Genomic DNA, 14,389 nt, shown 5'->3' on the forward strand with positions numbered 1-14,389 from the left:
AGGGAGCAGGGCCGAACGACATTTTATTAGCCGCGCAGGCGGTTTTGCGAACGATTTCGCTTGCCGAATCAAGATGCTATGAAGTGCAGCCACAGCAAGACGGCCAGGTTTTGCGCCCGGACTTCTCACGCCCCCCTCGGACTGTGGCGGAAAGTCGAACTTTTGCCGATGGCCCAAAGCTGCTAAGCAATACCCAAAAGAGTAAACCGGCGATCAAAAGCACCGGGCCAGCCTCGGCAAAAGAGGCAGCGGGAGTGAGCGATGAGGTCAGTGATTTGGTGGCGCGCGCATAACGCGTCCGGGGGGAAGGTTCTGTGCGAACAATTGCCCTGATCGTCCGCGCAATAAACGCGTTTAACGCGCTTATCGGTCAAGTTTTCTCGTGGCTGTCGCTTGCAATCGTCCTGGTCTGCTTCACCGTTGTCGTGCAGAGATATGTCTTTTCCGTCAGCTTCGTCTGGATGCAGGACCTCTATGTTTGGCTGAACGGAGCGATGTTCACCGCTGTCGCCGGCTTTGCCCTGCTTCGCAACGACCATGTCCGCGTCGACATTTTTTATCGTCCGGCCTCCACCCGCACCAAAGCGATCGTGGACCTGATCGGGGTTGTATTGTTCCTCCTCCCGTTCTGCTGGATAGTCTATCGCTATGGCTGGCCGTTCGTCGCGCGTTCCTGGCGCATCTATGAAGCCTCGCCGAATACCGGCGGCATGCGGGGGCTCTACATCCTGAAGAGCTTTATCCTTGTTTTCGCCGCGCTTGTTGCGTTGCAGGGCATATCCATGGCCCTGCGCAGCATTCTGGTGCTCGCCGGGGCCGAGCAGCTGCTGCCGGAAAAGCTGCGTTACCAAAGTGACGGGGGCGCACACTGATGGATCCGAAGCTGATCGGCGAACTACTTTCGGGCCTGATGTTCTTCGGCATTATCGGCTTTCTGATGCTGGGCTTTCCGGTGGCCTTCACGCTTGCCGGCGTGTCGCTTCTCTTCGGCGCGCTCGGCATGTTCTTCGGCGTATTTGACCCGTCGAATCTCGGCAGCCTTCCACCCCGTTATGCGGGTTTCATGACGAATGAGGTGCTGGTCGCGGTGCCTCTCTTCATCTTCATGGGTGTGATTCTCGAGCGCTCGAAGATCGCCGAGCAATTGCTGCTCACCATGGGCAAGCTCTTCGGGAATCTCCGGGGCGGTCTCGGCATCTCGGTCATCGTCGTGGGGGCGCTGCTTGCCGCCTCCACCGGCGTTGTCGGTGCAACCGTCGTCACGATGGGTCTCATTTCACTGCCCGCGATGCTCCGCGCCGGCTATGATCCGAAGCTTGCTTCCGGCGTTATCTGCGCCTCTGGAACCCTGGGCCAGATCATCCCGCCCTCGACCGTTCTCATTTTCATGGGCGACATGCTGGCCGGCATCAATGCACAGGTTCAGATGGCCAAGGGCAACTTTGCGCCCGCGCCCATTTCCGTGGGTGATCTTTTCGCCGGCGCTCTCCTGCCTGGCCTGCTGCTCGTGAGCCTTTATCTGGCGTGGATGGTTTTCAAGGCAGTTTTCCAACCGGAATCCTGCCCCGCCACTCCCGTCCCGCCGGAAGAAAAGAAGGATCTCCTAAATGAGGTCGCCGTGGCGCTCCTGCCGCCGCTGCTCCTGATCGTTGCCGTGCTGGGATCGATACTCGGCGGCGTGGCGACGGCAACTGAGGCCGCGTCGGTGGGCGCCGTCGGCGCCATGGTCCTTGCGGCATCCCGCTGGCGCCTGTCATTCCGGGTACTGCGGGAAGCAGTGATCTCGACTGCGGCAATCACCTCCATGGTGTTTGTGATCCTGCTCGGCGCATCCGTCTTTTCGATCGTGTTCCGCCTGATGGGCGGCGACAATCTCGTTCACGAATTCCTCACCGGCCTTCCCGGCGGCCAGTTGGCGGCCGTGGCGCTGGTTATGTTGATCATGTTCCTGCTTGGCTTCATTCTGGATACGTTCGAGATCATCTTCATCGTGATCCCGATCACGGCGCCCATCCTGCTTGCGCTCGATGTCGATCCGCTCTGGCTGGGCGTTCTGGTGGGCGTCAATCTGCAGACCAGCTTCCTGACCCCGCCTTTCGGCTTTTCGCTTTTTTATCTGCGGGGTGTTGCACCGGCCAGCGTATCGACCGGCATGATTTATAAGGGCATAATGCCGTTCGTTCTCTTGCAGTTGATCGCCATCGGAATCATGTTCGCCTTTCCCGAAATCGCCACGTGGCTGCCTCGTTGGATCTATAGCTAAGCTGGATCTTTGATTCGAAACGGAGTGAAGGCATGAGGTTTGGCGACACGACGCAATCACTGCGTGAGACCATCAGCGCCACGGTTGAAGCGATCGATGGGCGCACGGTCACGCTGCGCGAAATCGTGGAACTGACCGGCGAGCAGGGGCTGCTGCTGCTCTGCGCGCTTCTCACCTTACCTTTCCTTCTTCCTGTCTCAATCCCCGGCGTCAGCACCGTCTTTGGGCTTGCCATCATTCTGATTTCCATCGGGATCACGCTCAATCGTGCGCCTTGGTTGCCGGGCAAGATTACCGATCGGCCGATCGATGCGGAGAAGCTCGTTCCAACGCTGCGAAAGGGCGCGGATATCGTCTCCCGGCTGGAAAAGATCATCAAGCCGAGAATCGAGGCCCTTACCAGGGGAGCGGCAATCAACCGCTTCAACGGCTTGGTGCTGCTGCTCGGCGGCGTGCTCCTGATGTTCCCCCTGGGCCTCGTCCCGTTCTCCAACACTCTGCCTGCCTTCGGGATTCTTTTTCTTGCCATCGGCATTTCCCAGCGGGACGGCCTCTTCGTGCTTGCCGGCTATGGGATGACGATGGCAACGATCATCTATTTTTCAGCGCTTGCCTATGCCGCCTTTGCCGCCGGTCGCGGTCTCACCTCGTTCTTTGGCGGTTAAAAGAATGGCCCGGACGCTGACGCCCGGGCCTCGTCGAATGCATGGCGGCAGCCGCGATCAGAGCTTGAAATACTTCTCGCGCGCCTGGACGAACAGCGCGTCCGTCCCATCCGTCTTCTGCCGGACGATGTTGAACGCGGAAACGAAGCTTTCCGCGGTCTTCTTGGTCAGCGGATCGCTCGAATCGAGCATGCTCTGGATGATCTCCTGCGATGCCTTGGCGCCCGCTTCCACGATGTCGTCCGGGAACGTGCGCACCTGCACGCCGTGGTCGTTTACGAGCGTCTGCAGTGCGCGCGGATCGTTTGCCGCGAAATCTGCCGCCACCGCATCATATTCCGCTTGGCAGGCATCACGGATGATCGCCTGCAGATCGGCCGGCAGTTCCTGATACTTCGCTTTCGACACGACGAGCTCGGTGGCAAGCCCCGGCTCGACGAAGCTCGGGAAATAGTAATTCTTGCACACCTGGTAAAAGCCAAGCGCGAGATCGTTATACGGCCCCACAAATTCGGCCGCGTCCAGCGTGCCCGACTGCAGTGCCTGGAAAATCTCGCCCGCCGCCATATTCGTCACGGTGGCGCCAAGCTTCTCCCACACCTGACCGCCGAGACCGGGAGTGCGGAAGCGAAGTCCCTTGATGGAATCCACGCTGGTGAGCTCGTTGCGGAACCATCCACCCGCCTGCGTGCCGGTATCTCCCGACAGGAAGCCCTGCACGCCGAACTGATCGTAGATTTCGTCCCAGATATCCTGTCCGCCGAGATAGCGCACCCAGGCCGTCAGTTCGCGCGAGGTCATGCCGTACGGAACGCCGGTGAAGAACGAGAGGCCCTGGCTCTTGTTTTGCCAGTAATAGGCTGCGCCGTGACTCATTTCGGCGGAGCCGTCAATGACGGCATCGAGGGACTGGAGCGGCGGCACCAGCTCGCCCGCGGCATATACCTGGATCGTCAGCCGGCCTCCCGAAGCGGCGGTTATCCGGTCGGCGAGACGCTGCGCCCCGACGCCCAGGCCCGGAAAGTTCTTGGGCCAGGTGGTCACCATGCGCCACGTCTGGTTGCCTTGAGAGATTGCGGGCGTGGCCAGTGCGGTAGCTCCGACACCGACGCCTGCCAGTCCTGCCTTTTTTATGAATGAGCGCCGATCCATGAAGTACCTCCCAGATTAAGGATCGAAAACGAGCGGATATCGAGCGCGGTGGCACGCGCCAGCCTCCCCCGATCACCGAGCGGGTATAAATACATGCGCAGGCATGCAAGTCCAGTTTCCCGCCCTGCGCCTTTGGTCGATAAACACGCCGGCGAAACAGGCGCGGGCTGTTTGAAGCGCGCTAAAAGCCGCTTACATATGCGTCGTCTCTCCTCGAAGGAAAACTCGATGCGATTGCCCCTCGTTGCCGTTTCGACAGACGTAACACATGATGGAAATTACACTTGGCACGCCGCGCCCGAACAATATCTCGAGGCGGCCCTCTCGGGTGCCGGAGTCCTGCCCCTTCTTCTGCCTTCCTTCGGTGAGAGGATCGATTTCGATGAACTCCTTGCTTCGGTCGACGGCGTTTTAATCACAGGAGCCAAATCGAACGTCTACCCCCCGCTCTATGGCGGCGCGGCGGAAGAGGAGAGCAAGCCCTACGACCAGCGGCGCGATGCAACGACCATTCCCCTGATCCGCCGGGCGATAGAAAAAGGGGTGCCGTTGCTGGCCATATGCAGAGGTATTCAAGAATTGAACGTAGCGCTTGGCGGCACGCTTGCAAACGAGATCCAAGAGCGCGACGGAGCGCTTGACCATCGTGGCCATGGCGAGACCCCGGACGAGCGGTTCATGATCCACCAGACCGTGACAATCAAGCCCGGCACCTGCCTTGCGGAGATTCTGGGCTCCGGAGAGATCAAGGTCAATTCCGTGCATCGCCAGGGCATCGAGCGCCTCGGTCCCAATCTTCAAGTGGAGGCGGTTGCCCCTGACGGCACAATCGAGGCTGTATCCGTCGCCGGCTCTAAGGGCTTTGCCGTCGGGGTCCAGTGGCATCCCGAATATTGGGCTGCGAGCGATGCTCCATCGCGGCAGATATTCGAGGCGTTCGGCAACGCCGTGCGCGCCCACCGGGCTGCGCGCCTGCAATTGCAGGGCGTCGGCTAGAGCCCTTCTATTGTGCCTTCAGCGCGACAATGGGTGATATCGGCTTGAGCGATTCGTAGGCCACGCCGTCCGCCGCGAAAAACTCGACGACGGAGCTGCCATCGGCCGCTACGAACGACACCTCGCCCGCACCGCTTTCCTGCCAGTAACGTGCATCGGCAAGCCGAGGCATCATCGCGACGCATTCCGGTGTGAGCTGAAGTTCGGCACGTTGTGCCTTGTCACCGCCGCGCTTCACGACGGTACAATAACCTTCCCTGCCAGACACGCTCAGATGATATCGATTTTGCGTCTTCGCGTTTTCGATTGCTGTGCCGGTCGTCTCGCTTTCCGCCATGAGGTAAGGCAGGGCGCCGAGGGCGGCCAAAACGGCAAATGCCGACATTGCCAGCTTCATCTTTTGCCCCGTTCTGAATTTCGTATCAGCATCATTAAGGCTAATCGTTAATAAAAATTAATTGGCCATAATATGACTCGAACGATTCTCAGCCTTCACTATTTTACCTGAGCTGTCTCCATTACCGGTGTCAGCGGTTTTCCTTGGGTAAACCAGGAGAGCAGATTGTCTGCTACAAGATCCGCCATCGCCTGCCGCGTGTGGGCGGAAGCCGAAGCCACGTGAGGAAGAAGGCAGGCGTTTTCGCAGCCAAGAAGCGCCTCCGGCACATTTGGCTCGTCCGCAAAAACGTCCAGCCCCGCTGCCAGGATCGTGCCGTCCCGAAGCGCCGCGACAAGCGCCTCCTCGTCGACGGTGCTGCCGCGCCCCACATTGAGGAAGACACCGTTCGGTCCAAGCGCCCGCAGCACCTGCGCATCCACCGCCTTGTCCGTGCCCGTTCCCCCCGGAGCGATCGAGATCAGCGTATCCACCGCTTCTGCGAGGCCAACAAGCGTGGGGTAATATGTGTAGGGCACGTCTTCCACCTTGCGACGGTTGTGATAGCTCACCGGCAGGCCGAAGGCTTCTATGCGCCGCGCGACGGCGCGGCCTATCCGGCCCATGCCGAAGATCCCGACGCTGCGTCCGCGCAAACTGGCTCGCGTGAGCGGATATGGTCCCTCACGGTGCCAGCGCCCGTCGCGCAGATATTTCTCCGCCCGGGGTAACTCACGCACTGTATTGATGAGCAGGCCGATCGCCGCATCCGCGACTTCATCCGTCAGAACGTCCGGCGTGTTCGTCACCATCACGCCCTTCTCCGCGGCATGGACGGCATCTACCGAATCGTAGCCGACACCAAAAATGGCGATGATCTGCAAATGTGGCAACGCGTCCATGAAGGCGGCGCTGACCCCTCCCGTCGCGGCTATGCCGAGAACATTCTGTTTCATCGCCTCGGTCAACAGGGCGGGATCGCAACGATCCACACGCAGCATCCGGAAATGCTCGCCGATGCGGCTTACCGCATGCGGATGCAACTTTCCGGCAACGAGAATGGTGATGTCTCGGGTTTCATCAGGCATTGACAGAGTCTCAACGATGGTCCGCGCACCGAATCACACCCGATTATCTGAACGGTGTGAAGACGCAAAAGTAAAGCGGTTGCCCTTCCGGGCTTGACGAATTGCCTCCCGACGTATTTGTTTCGAGTCTCGAAATAATTATGAATGCGGCTTCGGCAAAGCCGGCCGGGTCGCATGGGAGGAACTGAATGTATCTTGGGCTCGACCTCGGCACCTCCGGGGTCAAGGCGCTCTTGATCGACCAAGCGCAGAGGATTGTAGCCTCGGCAACTGCCGAACTTCACGTCTCCAGGCCGCATCCGGGCTGGTCGGAGCAGGACCCGGCGCAGTGGATCCGAGCCACCGAGGAAGCGATTACAGCGCTCAAAGCCTCGCATCCGGCAGAGCTTTCCGCTGTGAAGGGTATTGGGCTTTCCGGCCAGATGCATGGCGCAACGCTGCTTGATAAATCCGACGAGCCGCTTCGGCCATCGATCCTCTGGAACGACACGCGCAGCTATAAGGAAGCGGCGGAACTGGACGCGGATCCTCGCTTTCACCGGATCACAGGCAACATCGTCTTTCCAGGTTTCACCGCGCCAAAGCTGAACTGGGTGAGGAACAACGAGCCCGAAATCTTCGCCAAAATCGCCAAGGTTCTTTTGCCAAAGGATTTCCTGCGCCTGTGGCTTACGGGTGAGCACATTTCCGAAATGTCCGATGCGTCCGGCACCGCATGGCTCGATGTGGAGAACCGCCGCTGGTCCGCGGAGCTTCTGGCGACAACCTCTCTTGATGAAAGTCACATGCCCCGGCTCGTCGAGGGCACGGAAAGAGCCGGCACGCTGCGTTCCGGGCTTGCCGCCCATTGGGGTATGAGCAGGGGTGTCGTGGTCGCCGGGGGCGCCGGCGACAATGCAGCTTCCGCTTGCGGCGCCGGCGCGGTTCAGTCTGGCGCGGCTTTCGTATCGATTGGCACGTCCGGCGTGCTTTTCGCCTCGAATGACGCTTATCTCCCCAATCCCGCCAGCGCCGTCCACACCTTCTGCCATGCGCTGCCGGAGGCATGGCACCAGATGGGCGTGATCCTTTCGGCGACTGATTCCATAAACTGGCTCGCCGGCATCACGGGCCGCGAGGCTGCCGATCTCACCAGCGAACTGGGAGAGACATTGAAAACCCCCTCCGGGGTCATTTTCCTGCCCTATCTTTCCGGCGAGCGCACGCCCCACAATGATGCGGTGATCCGCGGCGGTTTTGTCGGACTGGCGCACCAGACGGACCGCGCCGCCCTTACCCGGGCCGTGATGGAGGGTGTCGCTTTCGCGTTCCGCGACAGTCTGGAGGCCTTGCGGCAAGCGGGAACGGAACTTTCCCGCGTTACCGGCATCGGCGGCGGCTCCCGTTCCATTTATTGGCTGAAGACGATCGCAACAGCGCTGGCCCTGCCCGTCGATATTCCCGCTGAGGGTGATTTCGGCGCCGCGTTCGGTGCAGCCCGCCTCGGCCTCATCGCCGCGGAAGAAGCAGATCCCCTCGCCGTCTGCACCCCGCCACGGATTTCCTCGACCATCGAGCCCGACGCCGCTCTCTTGCCGGCTTTCGAAGATACCTATCAACGCTACCGCGGCCTCTACCCCGCCATACGAGGAGTTTCGTCATGAGCACCGGTTTTTTCGGCAACCTGCAGCCGATCTCTTATGAAGGGCCGCAAAGCGACAATCCCCTGGCCTTCCGCCATTATAACCCCGACGAGGTCGTGCTCGGCAAGCGGCTTGAGGACCATTTGCGTTTCGCCGTCTGCTATTGGCACACCTTCGTCTGGCCCGGCGGCGATCCCTTCGGCGGACAGACCTTCGAACGCCCCTGGTTCGGCGATACGATGGAGAGGGCAAGGCTCAAGGCGGATGTCGCATTCGAGCTGTTCGAAATCCTCGGAGTTCCTTTTTTCACCTTCCACGACGCCGATGTGCGCCCGGAAGGCGCCTCCTATTCCGAGAGCGTAGCCCGCCTGAACGACATCGCGGATTATATCGCGGCCAAGATGGAGAAGACGGGCGTCAGGCTTCTTTGGGGCACGGCCAATCTCTTTTCCCACCGCCGCTTCATGGCGGGCGCCGCCACCAATCCCGATCCGGATGTTTTCGCCTACGCGGCCGCTACCGTGAAGGCCTGCATCGACGTGACGAAGCGCCTCAATGGCGAGAACTATGTGCTCTGGGGCGGGCGAGAGGGCTACGAAACCCTGCTCAACACCGACTTGGGCCGCGAACTGGATCAGCTCGGCCGCTTCCTCTCCATGGTGGTGGACTACAAGCATCGAATTGGCTTCAAGGGCGCGATTCTCATCGAGCCAAAGCCGCAGGAACCCACCAAGCACCAGTACGATTTTGACGTCGGCACGGTCTACGGCTTCCTGAAGCGCTACGGGCTGGAAGATGAGGTGAAGGTGAATATCGAGCAGGGCCATGCGCTGCTCGCCGGCCATTCCTTCGAGCATGAGCTTGCGCTTGCCGCCACGCTCGGGATTTTCGGCTCCATCGACATGAACCGGAACGACTATCAGTCCGGCTGGGATACCGACCAGTTCCCCAACAATGCGCCGGAGGCGGCCCTGGCCTATTACTATATTCTCCAGGCCGGGGGCTTCACGACGGGAGGCACCAATTTCGATGCCAAGCTGCGTCGTCAGTCGCTAGACCCGGAAGACCTGGTCGCCGCCCATATCGGCGGCATGGATATCTGCGCCCAGGGGCTCAAGGCCGCCGCCCGTATGATCGAGGACAAAGCGCTGAGCGGACCCCTTGAGGAGCGCTATTCGGGATGGAACGCCACTGAGGCGCAGGCGATGCTGAAGGGCGAGCGCTCGCTCGAAGCCATCGCCGAGCGCGTGGCGCGTGAGAACCTTGATCCGAAGCCGCGTTCGGGTCGCCAGGAGAAGCTTGAGAATATCATAAACCGCTACGTTTAGCCGCAGGCTCTTCCATTTCGGTATTAAGTTATGCGCATTTAAGCGAAAGCTTCGGAACGCGTCTTAAAGGCGCGGTTTCAAGGAAAGCTGCGGGTTTCACCCGTAGCGCACTGTTGCTAAACCACTACACAGCGCGTATTTATTGCTTTCTTTCCGCGCTTTATCAACGCGCGATAAACCGCACGCATATTTCCCTATAAACTTGTCGCCAAATCTTCATCTGACCGCCTTCATACCGACAGGATTGATGGCCTAGATTCAGAACTCCGAACGTTGGAGGCGCAGGATGAGCATTGATAGAAAGGTGGAAGCAGAAATCGACGCGCTGCTCGCGTGCGATGACTCGGCAACCGTTATCGACATGCTGCTGTCGATGCCTCACGTGATGGCTGCCGATAATACCGATTGGAACAAGATCCTTCATGCGCGGCTTCAAACGCGCCTCACCCGGAAGATGCGGGAGGTGCTGGAGAACGCAAAGGAACCTGATAATTCGCGGAGCGCCGCATGAAAGCGCCCAGGTGCTTATTGGAATGCGAGAAGGTCCTCGATTTTGGCCGCGGCCTCAAGAAGGGGCGGCAGGAGGATCTCCCGCATCTCCTCACAGGAAAAACGTGCCGATTGCGTGGAGATGTTGACCGCCGCCACCACGGCACCCGTCCGCGATCGCACGGGCACGGCAATCGACCGCAGCCCCAGCTCGAGTTCCTCGTCAACGATGGCATAGCCTGCCCGCCGGACATCAGCCACGCGGGCCGCAAGGGCCTGCCGGTCCGTCAACGTCTTGGGCGTGTTGGCGCGAATGCTCGCCTTGTCCAGAAGACGGGCGAGTTCGGCATCGTCCAGGCCTGAAAGAAGCACCCGCCCCATGGAAGTGCAGTAGGCCGGCAATCGCGTTCCTACCGACAGGGAGACGGAAACGATGCGCCTTCCGGCCACACGAGCCACATAGACGACATCTTCACCCTCCAGAACCGCCGCCGAACAGGATTCGCCCACGTCCTGTGAAACCTCGCGCAGGATAGGTTCAGCGAGGGACCAGATGGACCCTCCGCCCAGCCACACCCGGCACAGCGAGATCAGCTTGGCCGAAAGCACGAATTGCCGCCCCTTCTGCTGGGCATAGCCTTCAGCAACCAGCGTAAGCAGCAGCCGGCGTGCGCCCGCGCGCGTCAGCCCTGCCGCCTCCGCCACCTCCGTCAGCCTCAGGCCGCCAGGCGCCGCCGACAGGATTTCCAGCACGCCAAGCCCTTTTGCCAGCGACCCCACCAGGTCACGCTGTTCAGGCTCGCGTTCCATTGACGCAACCGTCTCACTCATCTAATTACGTATCGCATAAAAAACTTATGTTCGCAATACGAACATTTTGGAGGCGATGATGGCGCGCTTCATGCCGCTGGAACAGGCGGTACGAGAGAATTTGAAACATGGCGATACGGTCGCCTTCGAGGGCTTCACTCACCTCATTCCCACGGCGGCGGTCCACGAGGCGATACGCCAGGGGTTCATGGATTTAACTCTCGTTCGCATGACGCCGGACCTGATCTATGATCAGATGGTTGGCATGGGCATGGCCAAGAAGCTTGTCTTCTCCTATGTCGGCAATCCCGGCGTCGGTCTTCTTCGGCGGGTGCGTGATTCCGTCGAGAATGGCTGGCCGCGCGGGGTGGAGATCGAAGAGCATTCCCACGCAGCCATGGCGAATGCCTATGAAGCCGGTGCCGCCGGCCTGCCGCTGGCTGTTTTACGCGGCTATCGCGGTGCGGGCCTTGCCGAGGTGAACCCCAATATAAAGAGCATCACCTGCCCGTTCACGGGGGAGAAGCTGGCCGCCGTGCCCGCAGTCAGGCCGGATGTGACCTTCATTCACGCCCAGAAGGCCGACAAGAAGGGCAATGTCCTCATCGAGGGCATCATCGGCATTCAGAAAGAAGCTGCGCTCGCCGCCAAGCGCGCTGTTGTCACCGTGGAAGAGGTGGTCGACGATTTCTCGGACGCCCACCCCAATCTCTGCATCCTGCCGCATTGGACCATTACGGCGATCGCCGAAGTCCCCGGCGGCGCGCACCCCTCCTATACGCACGGCTATTACGCCCGTGACAACGCCGCCTATCTGGAGTGGGATCAGATCGCGGCGGATCGTGAGCGTTTCCGTTTATGGATGGAAGAGCATGTCATGAAGGCAAAGCCTGAGGATTTTGCCGCACGCGTCGAGAAGCTGAGGGTGGCGAAATGAGTGATTTTACCCCCAATGAGATGATGACCATTGCCGCCTCTCGCGCGCTGACAAGCACGGACGTGTGCTTTGTCGGCATTGGCGCCCCTTCGGCGGCCTGCAATGTGGCGCGGCTCACCCATGCGCCGGACATAACGCTGATCTACGAATCGGGTACGATCGGCACCGCGCCGGACGTATTGCCGCTGTCCATCGGAGACGGCGAATTGTGCGATACCGCGCTCACCACCGTTTCTGTGCCGGAGATGTTCCGGTACTGGCTGCAAGGCGGGCGCATCACCATCGGTTTCCTGGGAGCCGCCCAGCTGGACAAGTATGGCAACATCAATACCACGGTCATTGGCGATTACCATAAGCCCAAGACGCGCCTGCCCGGCGGTGGCGGTGCGCCGGAGATCGCCACCTCTTCCCAGCAGGTCTACATCACCATGGCGCAGTCCAAGCGGGGAATGGTGGAGAAGATCGATTTCTACACCTCCTTCGGCCATGGCGATGGAGGCGATCACCGCAAGCGGCTCGGCATTGACACCAAAGGGCCGACGCTTCTCATCACGGACCTCGCCATCTGGAAGCCGGACCCGGAAACGAAGGAGTTCACCGTGGTTTCCATGCATCCGGGCGTCACCCGCGAGATGGTGCAGGAAACCTGCGGCTGGCAAGTCAAGTTTGCCGACAAGGTCGAGGAAACCCCCGCGCCGACCGAGCTGGAACTGAAGACTCTTCGCGATCTCAAGGCGCGCACCGACGCGGCGCACAAGGGCAATTAGGAGCATAGATCATGGCCGAAGCGTTCATCTGCGATTATGTCCGCACACCGATAGGCCGCTTCGGCGGTGTTCTTTCATCGGTGCGCGCGGATGACCTTGCCGCCATCCCCTTAAAGGCGCTTGTCGAGCGCAACAAGGAAGTCGATTGGGCAGCGGTCGACGACGTGATCTATGGCTGCGCCAACCAGGCCGGCGAGGACAACCGCAACGTCGCCCGAATGGCTGTGCTGCTTTCAGGCTTTCCCGTTGAGGTTCCTGGTTCTACCATCAACCGGCTCTGCGGCTCCGGCATGGACGCGGTTGCCACCGCCGCTCGTGCAATCAAGGCAGGCGAGGCCGAGCTGATGATTGCGGGGGGCGTCGAATCCATGAGCCGCGCACCCTTCGTGCTCCCGAAGGCGGACACGGCTTTCTCCCGAAATGCCGAGATCTATGACACCACCATCGGCTGGCGCTTCGTCAATCCGTTGATGAAGAAGCAATATGGCGTCGATTCCATGCCCGAGACCGGGGAGAACGTCGCCGCAGACTTCAAGGTAAGCCGCGCAGACCAGGATGCATTCGCCGTCCGCAGCCAGGACAAGGCCGTTGCGGCGCAGGAGAATGGCCGCCTGGCGAAGGAAATCGTGCCCGTCACCATTCCCCAGCGCAAGGCCGATCCCATCATTGTCGACAAGGACGAGCATCCGCGTCCTGGCACCACGGTGGAAAAGCTCGGCAAGCTTCCCACTCCGTTCCGCGAGAACGGCTCCGTGACGGCCGGCAATGCGTCCGGCGTCAATGACGGTGCCGCGGCCCTCATCATTGCATCGGAAGCGGCAGCCAGGAAATACGGCCTCACGCCCATCGCCCGCGTGCTGGGCGGCGCCACGGCCGGCGTTCCCCCGCGCATCATGGGCATCGGTCCGGCACCGGCATCGAAGAAGCTCTGCGCCCGCCTCGGTTTGAAGCCGTCCGATTTCGATGTTGTGGAGCTAAACGAGGCCTTCGCTTCGCAGGGCATCGCCGTGCTGCGCGAACTTGGCATTCCGGAAGACGCGGCGCATGTGAACCCCAATGGCGGCGCCATCGCCCTCGGCCATCCACTGGGCATGTCCGGCGCGCGCATCTCCGGCACGGCGGCGCTGGAACTCAGGGAGCGCGGCGCAAGGTTGGCGCTCGCCACCATGTGCATCGGAGTCGGCCAAGGGATCGCGCTGGCGCTGGAGCGCGTTTAACCCTCAAGCCAATTCTCGACCATAAGGCCGGGAACGAAGCGGAAGGCGCGATCGCTGGTCACCAGCGTCGCGCCCGCTTCCAGGGCGTGTGCGGCAATCAGCATGTCGAGCGGCTGGAGCATTCGTCCCTCTCTTCTAAGCTGCGCCCGCATCTCGCCATATCGGCACGCCACTTCCGCTGTCCACGGTAGGATCTCAACCAGATCGAACAATGCGTCAGCAGCCGCCGCTAAGCGTTTTGCTTCCGGCCGCTGGGCAAGTCCGTATCTGGTCTCAGCGTAGGTCACAACGGAAACGCAAAGTTCGGCTTTTCCATAGGCCGAAATTCGCCAGTCCAGCGTGGTACTTCGGCCGTGCATAAAGGCACTCACGGCGTTAGTGTCGAGCATGAAGCGCTGCTTCATGCCAGCGGATCGTCACGCTCGTGGACGCCCTGCTCGCGATCCTCCATAAAGCCTTCCAGCTCCTCTGAAGGAATCCGCTCACGCAGTTCGAAGAATTTGTCCCATGATTCCGTGCGCCGAGGGCTCTGAGAAAGAATCACATCTCCCGTCTCGGAATCACGGCGAATTTCCACCTCGTCACCCTCGAAACGAAATTCGGCAGGCAATCGTACGGCCTGACTGCGGCCGTTCCAGAAAAGCTTTGCGATCTGGGGCATAGGCGCCTCCATCGGTGA

General features: G+C 60.6%; 16 protein-coding genes. 10 read left to right on the top strand and 6 right to left on the bottom strand.

Annotated features, from left to right (window positions below; genetic code table 11):
* Positions 1–314 precede the first annotated feature (314 nt).
* Genes GNP00_RS09790 through GNP00_RS09800 form a run of 3 tightly spaced genes read left to right on the top strand, consistent with a single transcriptional unit; the run spans position 315 to position 2,928 of the window.
* Positions 315–872, top strand: a complete 558-nt coding sequence (locus GNP00_RS09790) for a TRAP transporter small permease subunit (RefSeq protein ID WP_011582129.1) — start codon at positions 315–317, stop codon at positions 870–872.
* Positions 872–2,263, top strand: a complete 1,392-nt coding sequence (locus GNP00_RS09795; RefSeq protein WP_011582130.1) for a TRAP transporter large permease — start codon at positions 872–874, stop codon at positions 2,261–2,263. Before GNP00_RS09790 ends, GNP00_RS09795 begins: the two co-directional genes overlap by 1 nt.
* A gap of 32 nt (positions 2,264–2,295) precedes the next feature.
* Entirely contained in the window at positions 2,296–2,928 is a 633-nt protein-coding gene (locus GNP00_RS09800; protein ID WP_011582131.1) for an exopolysaccharide biosynthesis protein, read from the top strand.
* 57 nt (positions 2,929–2,985) lie between these two features.
* Here the strand turns inward: GNP00_RS09800 and GNP00_RS09805 are convergent, their stop codons facing one another.
* A complete protein-coding gene (locus GNP00_RS09805; RefSeq protein ID WP_011582132.1) occupies positions 2,986–4,080 on the bottom strand; it encodes a TRAP transporter substrate-binding protein in 1,095 nt (364 codons plus the stop codon).
* A 228-nt stretch (positions 4,081–4,308) separates the two neighbouring features.
* Between GNP00_RS09805 and GNP00_RS09810 the strand changes: the two genes are divergently transcribed.
* Complete coding sequence (locus tag GNP00_RS09810) at positions 4,309–5,076, top strand: gamma-glutamyl-gamma-aminobutyrate hydrolase family protein (RefSeq protein WP_011582133.1); 768 nt, start codon at positions 4,309–4,311, stop codon at positions 5,074–5,076.
* Between the two features lie 7 nt (positions 5,077–5,083).
* On the opposite strand, the gene GNP00_RS09815 is transcribed toward GNP00_RS09810, so the two are convergent.
* Positions 5,084–5,473, bottom strand: a complete 390-nt coding sequence (locus tag GNP00_RS09815; protein ID WP_011582134.1) for a hypothetical protein — start codon at positions 5,471–5,473, stop codon at positions 5,084–5,086.
* A gap of 98 nt (positions 5,474–5,571) precedes the next feature.
* Positions 5,572–6,540: a 2-hydroxyacid dehydrogenase gene (locus GNP00_RS09820; protein ID WP_011582135.1), complete on the bottom strand. Its 969-nt coding sequence runs from the start codon at positions 6,538–6,540 to the stop codon at positions 5,572–5,574.
* Positions 6,541–6,728: 188 nt separating this feature from the next.
* Between GNP00_RS09820 and xylB the strand changes: the two genes are divergently transcribed.
* The 3 genes from xylB (at position 6,729) to GNP00_RS09835 (ending at position 10,001) form a co-directional block, all read left to right on the top strand.
* Positions 6,729–8,183 carry a xylulokinase gene (gene xylB, locus GNP00_RS09825; protein WP_011582136.1) on the top strand — a complete coding sequence of 485 codons (1,455 nt, stop codon included), beginning with the start codon at positions 6,729–6,731 and terminating at the stop codon, positions 8,181–8,183.
* Positions 8,180–9,490 (top strand): xylose isomerase, encoded by a 1,311-nt coding sequence (gene xylA / locus GNP00_RS09830; protein WP_011582137.1) that lies wholly within the window; start codon positions 8,180–8,182, stop codon positions 9,488–9,490. Before xylB ends, xylA begins: the two co-directional genes overlap by 4 nt.
* 286 nt (positions 9,491–9,776) lie before the next feature.
* Positions 9,777–10,001, top strand: a complete 225-nt coding sequence (locus GNP00_RS09835; protein ID WP_041544798.1) for a hypothetical protein — start codon at positions 9,777–9,779, stop codon at positions 9,999–10,001.
* A 14-nt stretch (positions 10,002–10,015) separates the two neighbouring features.
* Here GNP00_RS09835 and GNP00_RS09840 read toward each other — a convergent pair whose 3' ends face one another.
* Entirely contained in the window at positions 10,016–10,810 is a 795-nt protein-coding gene (locus GNP00_RS09840) for an IclR family transcriptional regulator domain-containing protein (protein ID WP_011582139.1), read from the bottom strand.
* Between the two features lie 58 nt (positions 10,811–10,868).
* Here GNP00_RS09840 and GNP00_RS09845 point away from each other — a divergent pair, with 58 nt between their 5' ends.
* The 3 genes from GNP00_RS09845 to pcaF are packed head-to-tail and all read left to right on the top strand — an operon-like array spanning position 10,869 to position 13,710.
* Positions 10,869–11,726, top strand: a complete 858-nt coding sequence (locus GNP00_RS09845; RefSeq protein ID WP_011582140.1) for a CoA transferase subunit A — start codon at positions 10,869–10,871, stop codon at positions 11,724–11,726.
* A complete protein-coding gene (locus GNP00_RS09850) occupies positions 11,723–12,493 on the top strand; it encodes a CoA-transferase subunit beta (protein WP_011582141.1) in 771 nt (256 codons plus the stop codon). The genes GNP00_RS09845 and GNP00_RS09850 overlap by 4 nt, the downstream gene beginning before the upstream one ends.
* A gap of 11 nt (positions 12,494–12,504) precedes the next feature.
* On the top strand, positions 12,505–13,710 hold the full coding sequence (gene pcaF, locus GNP00_RS09855; RefSeq protein WP_011582142.1) for a 3-oxoadipyl-CoA thiolase: 1,206 nt from the start codon (positions 12,505–12,507) through the stop codon (positions 13,708–13,710).
* Here the strand turns inward: pcaF and GNP00_RS09860 are convergent.
* Together GNP00_RS09860 and GNP00_RS09865 are read right to left on the bottom strand one after the other, a co-directional pair.
* Entirely contained in the window at positions 13,707–14,114 is a 408-nt protein-coding gene (locus tag GNP00_RS09860) for a type II toxin-antitoxin system VapC family toxin (protein ID WP_011582143.1), read from the bottom strand. The two genes, pcaF and GNP00_RS09860, sit on opposite strands and share 4 nt — an antisense overlap.
* The gene (locus GNP00_RS09865; RefSeq protein WP_011582144.1) at positions 14,111–14,371 is read right to left on the bottom strand and encodes an antitoxin; all 261 of its coding nucleotides are present in this window, start codon (positions 14,369–14,371) and stop codon (positions 14,111–14,113) included. Before GNP00_RS09865 ends, GNP00_RS09860 begins: the two co-directional genes overlap by 4 nt.
* Between the last annotated feature and the right edge of the window lie 18 nt (positions 14,372–14,389).

Source organism: Chelativorans multitrophicus (assembly GCF_011317445.1).
In the GTDB taxonomy this organism is placed as follows: domain Bacteria; phylum Pseudomonadota; class Alphaproteobacteria; order Rhizobiales; family Rhizobiaceae; genus Chelativorans; species Chelativorans multitrophicus.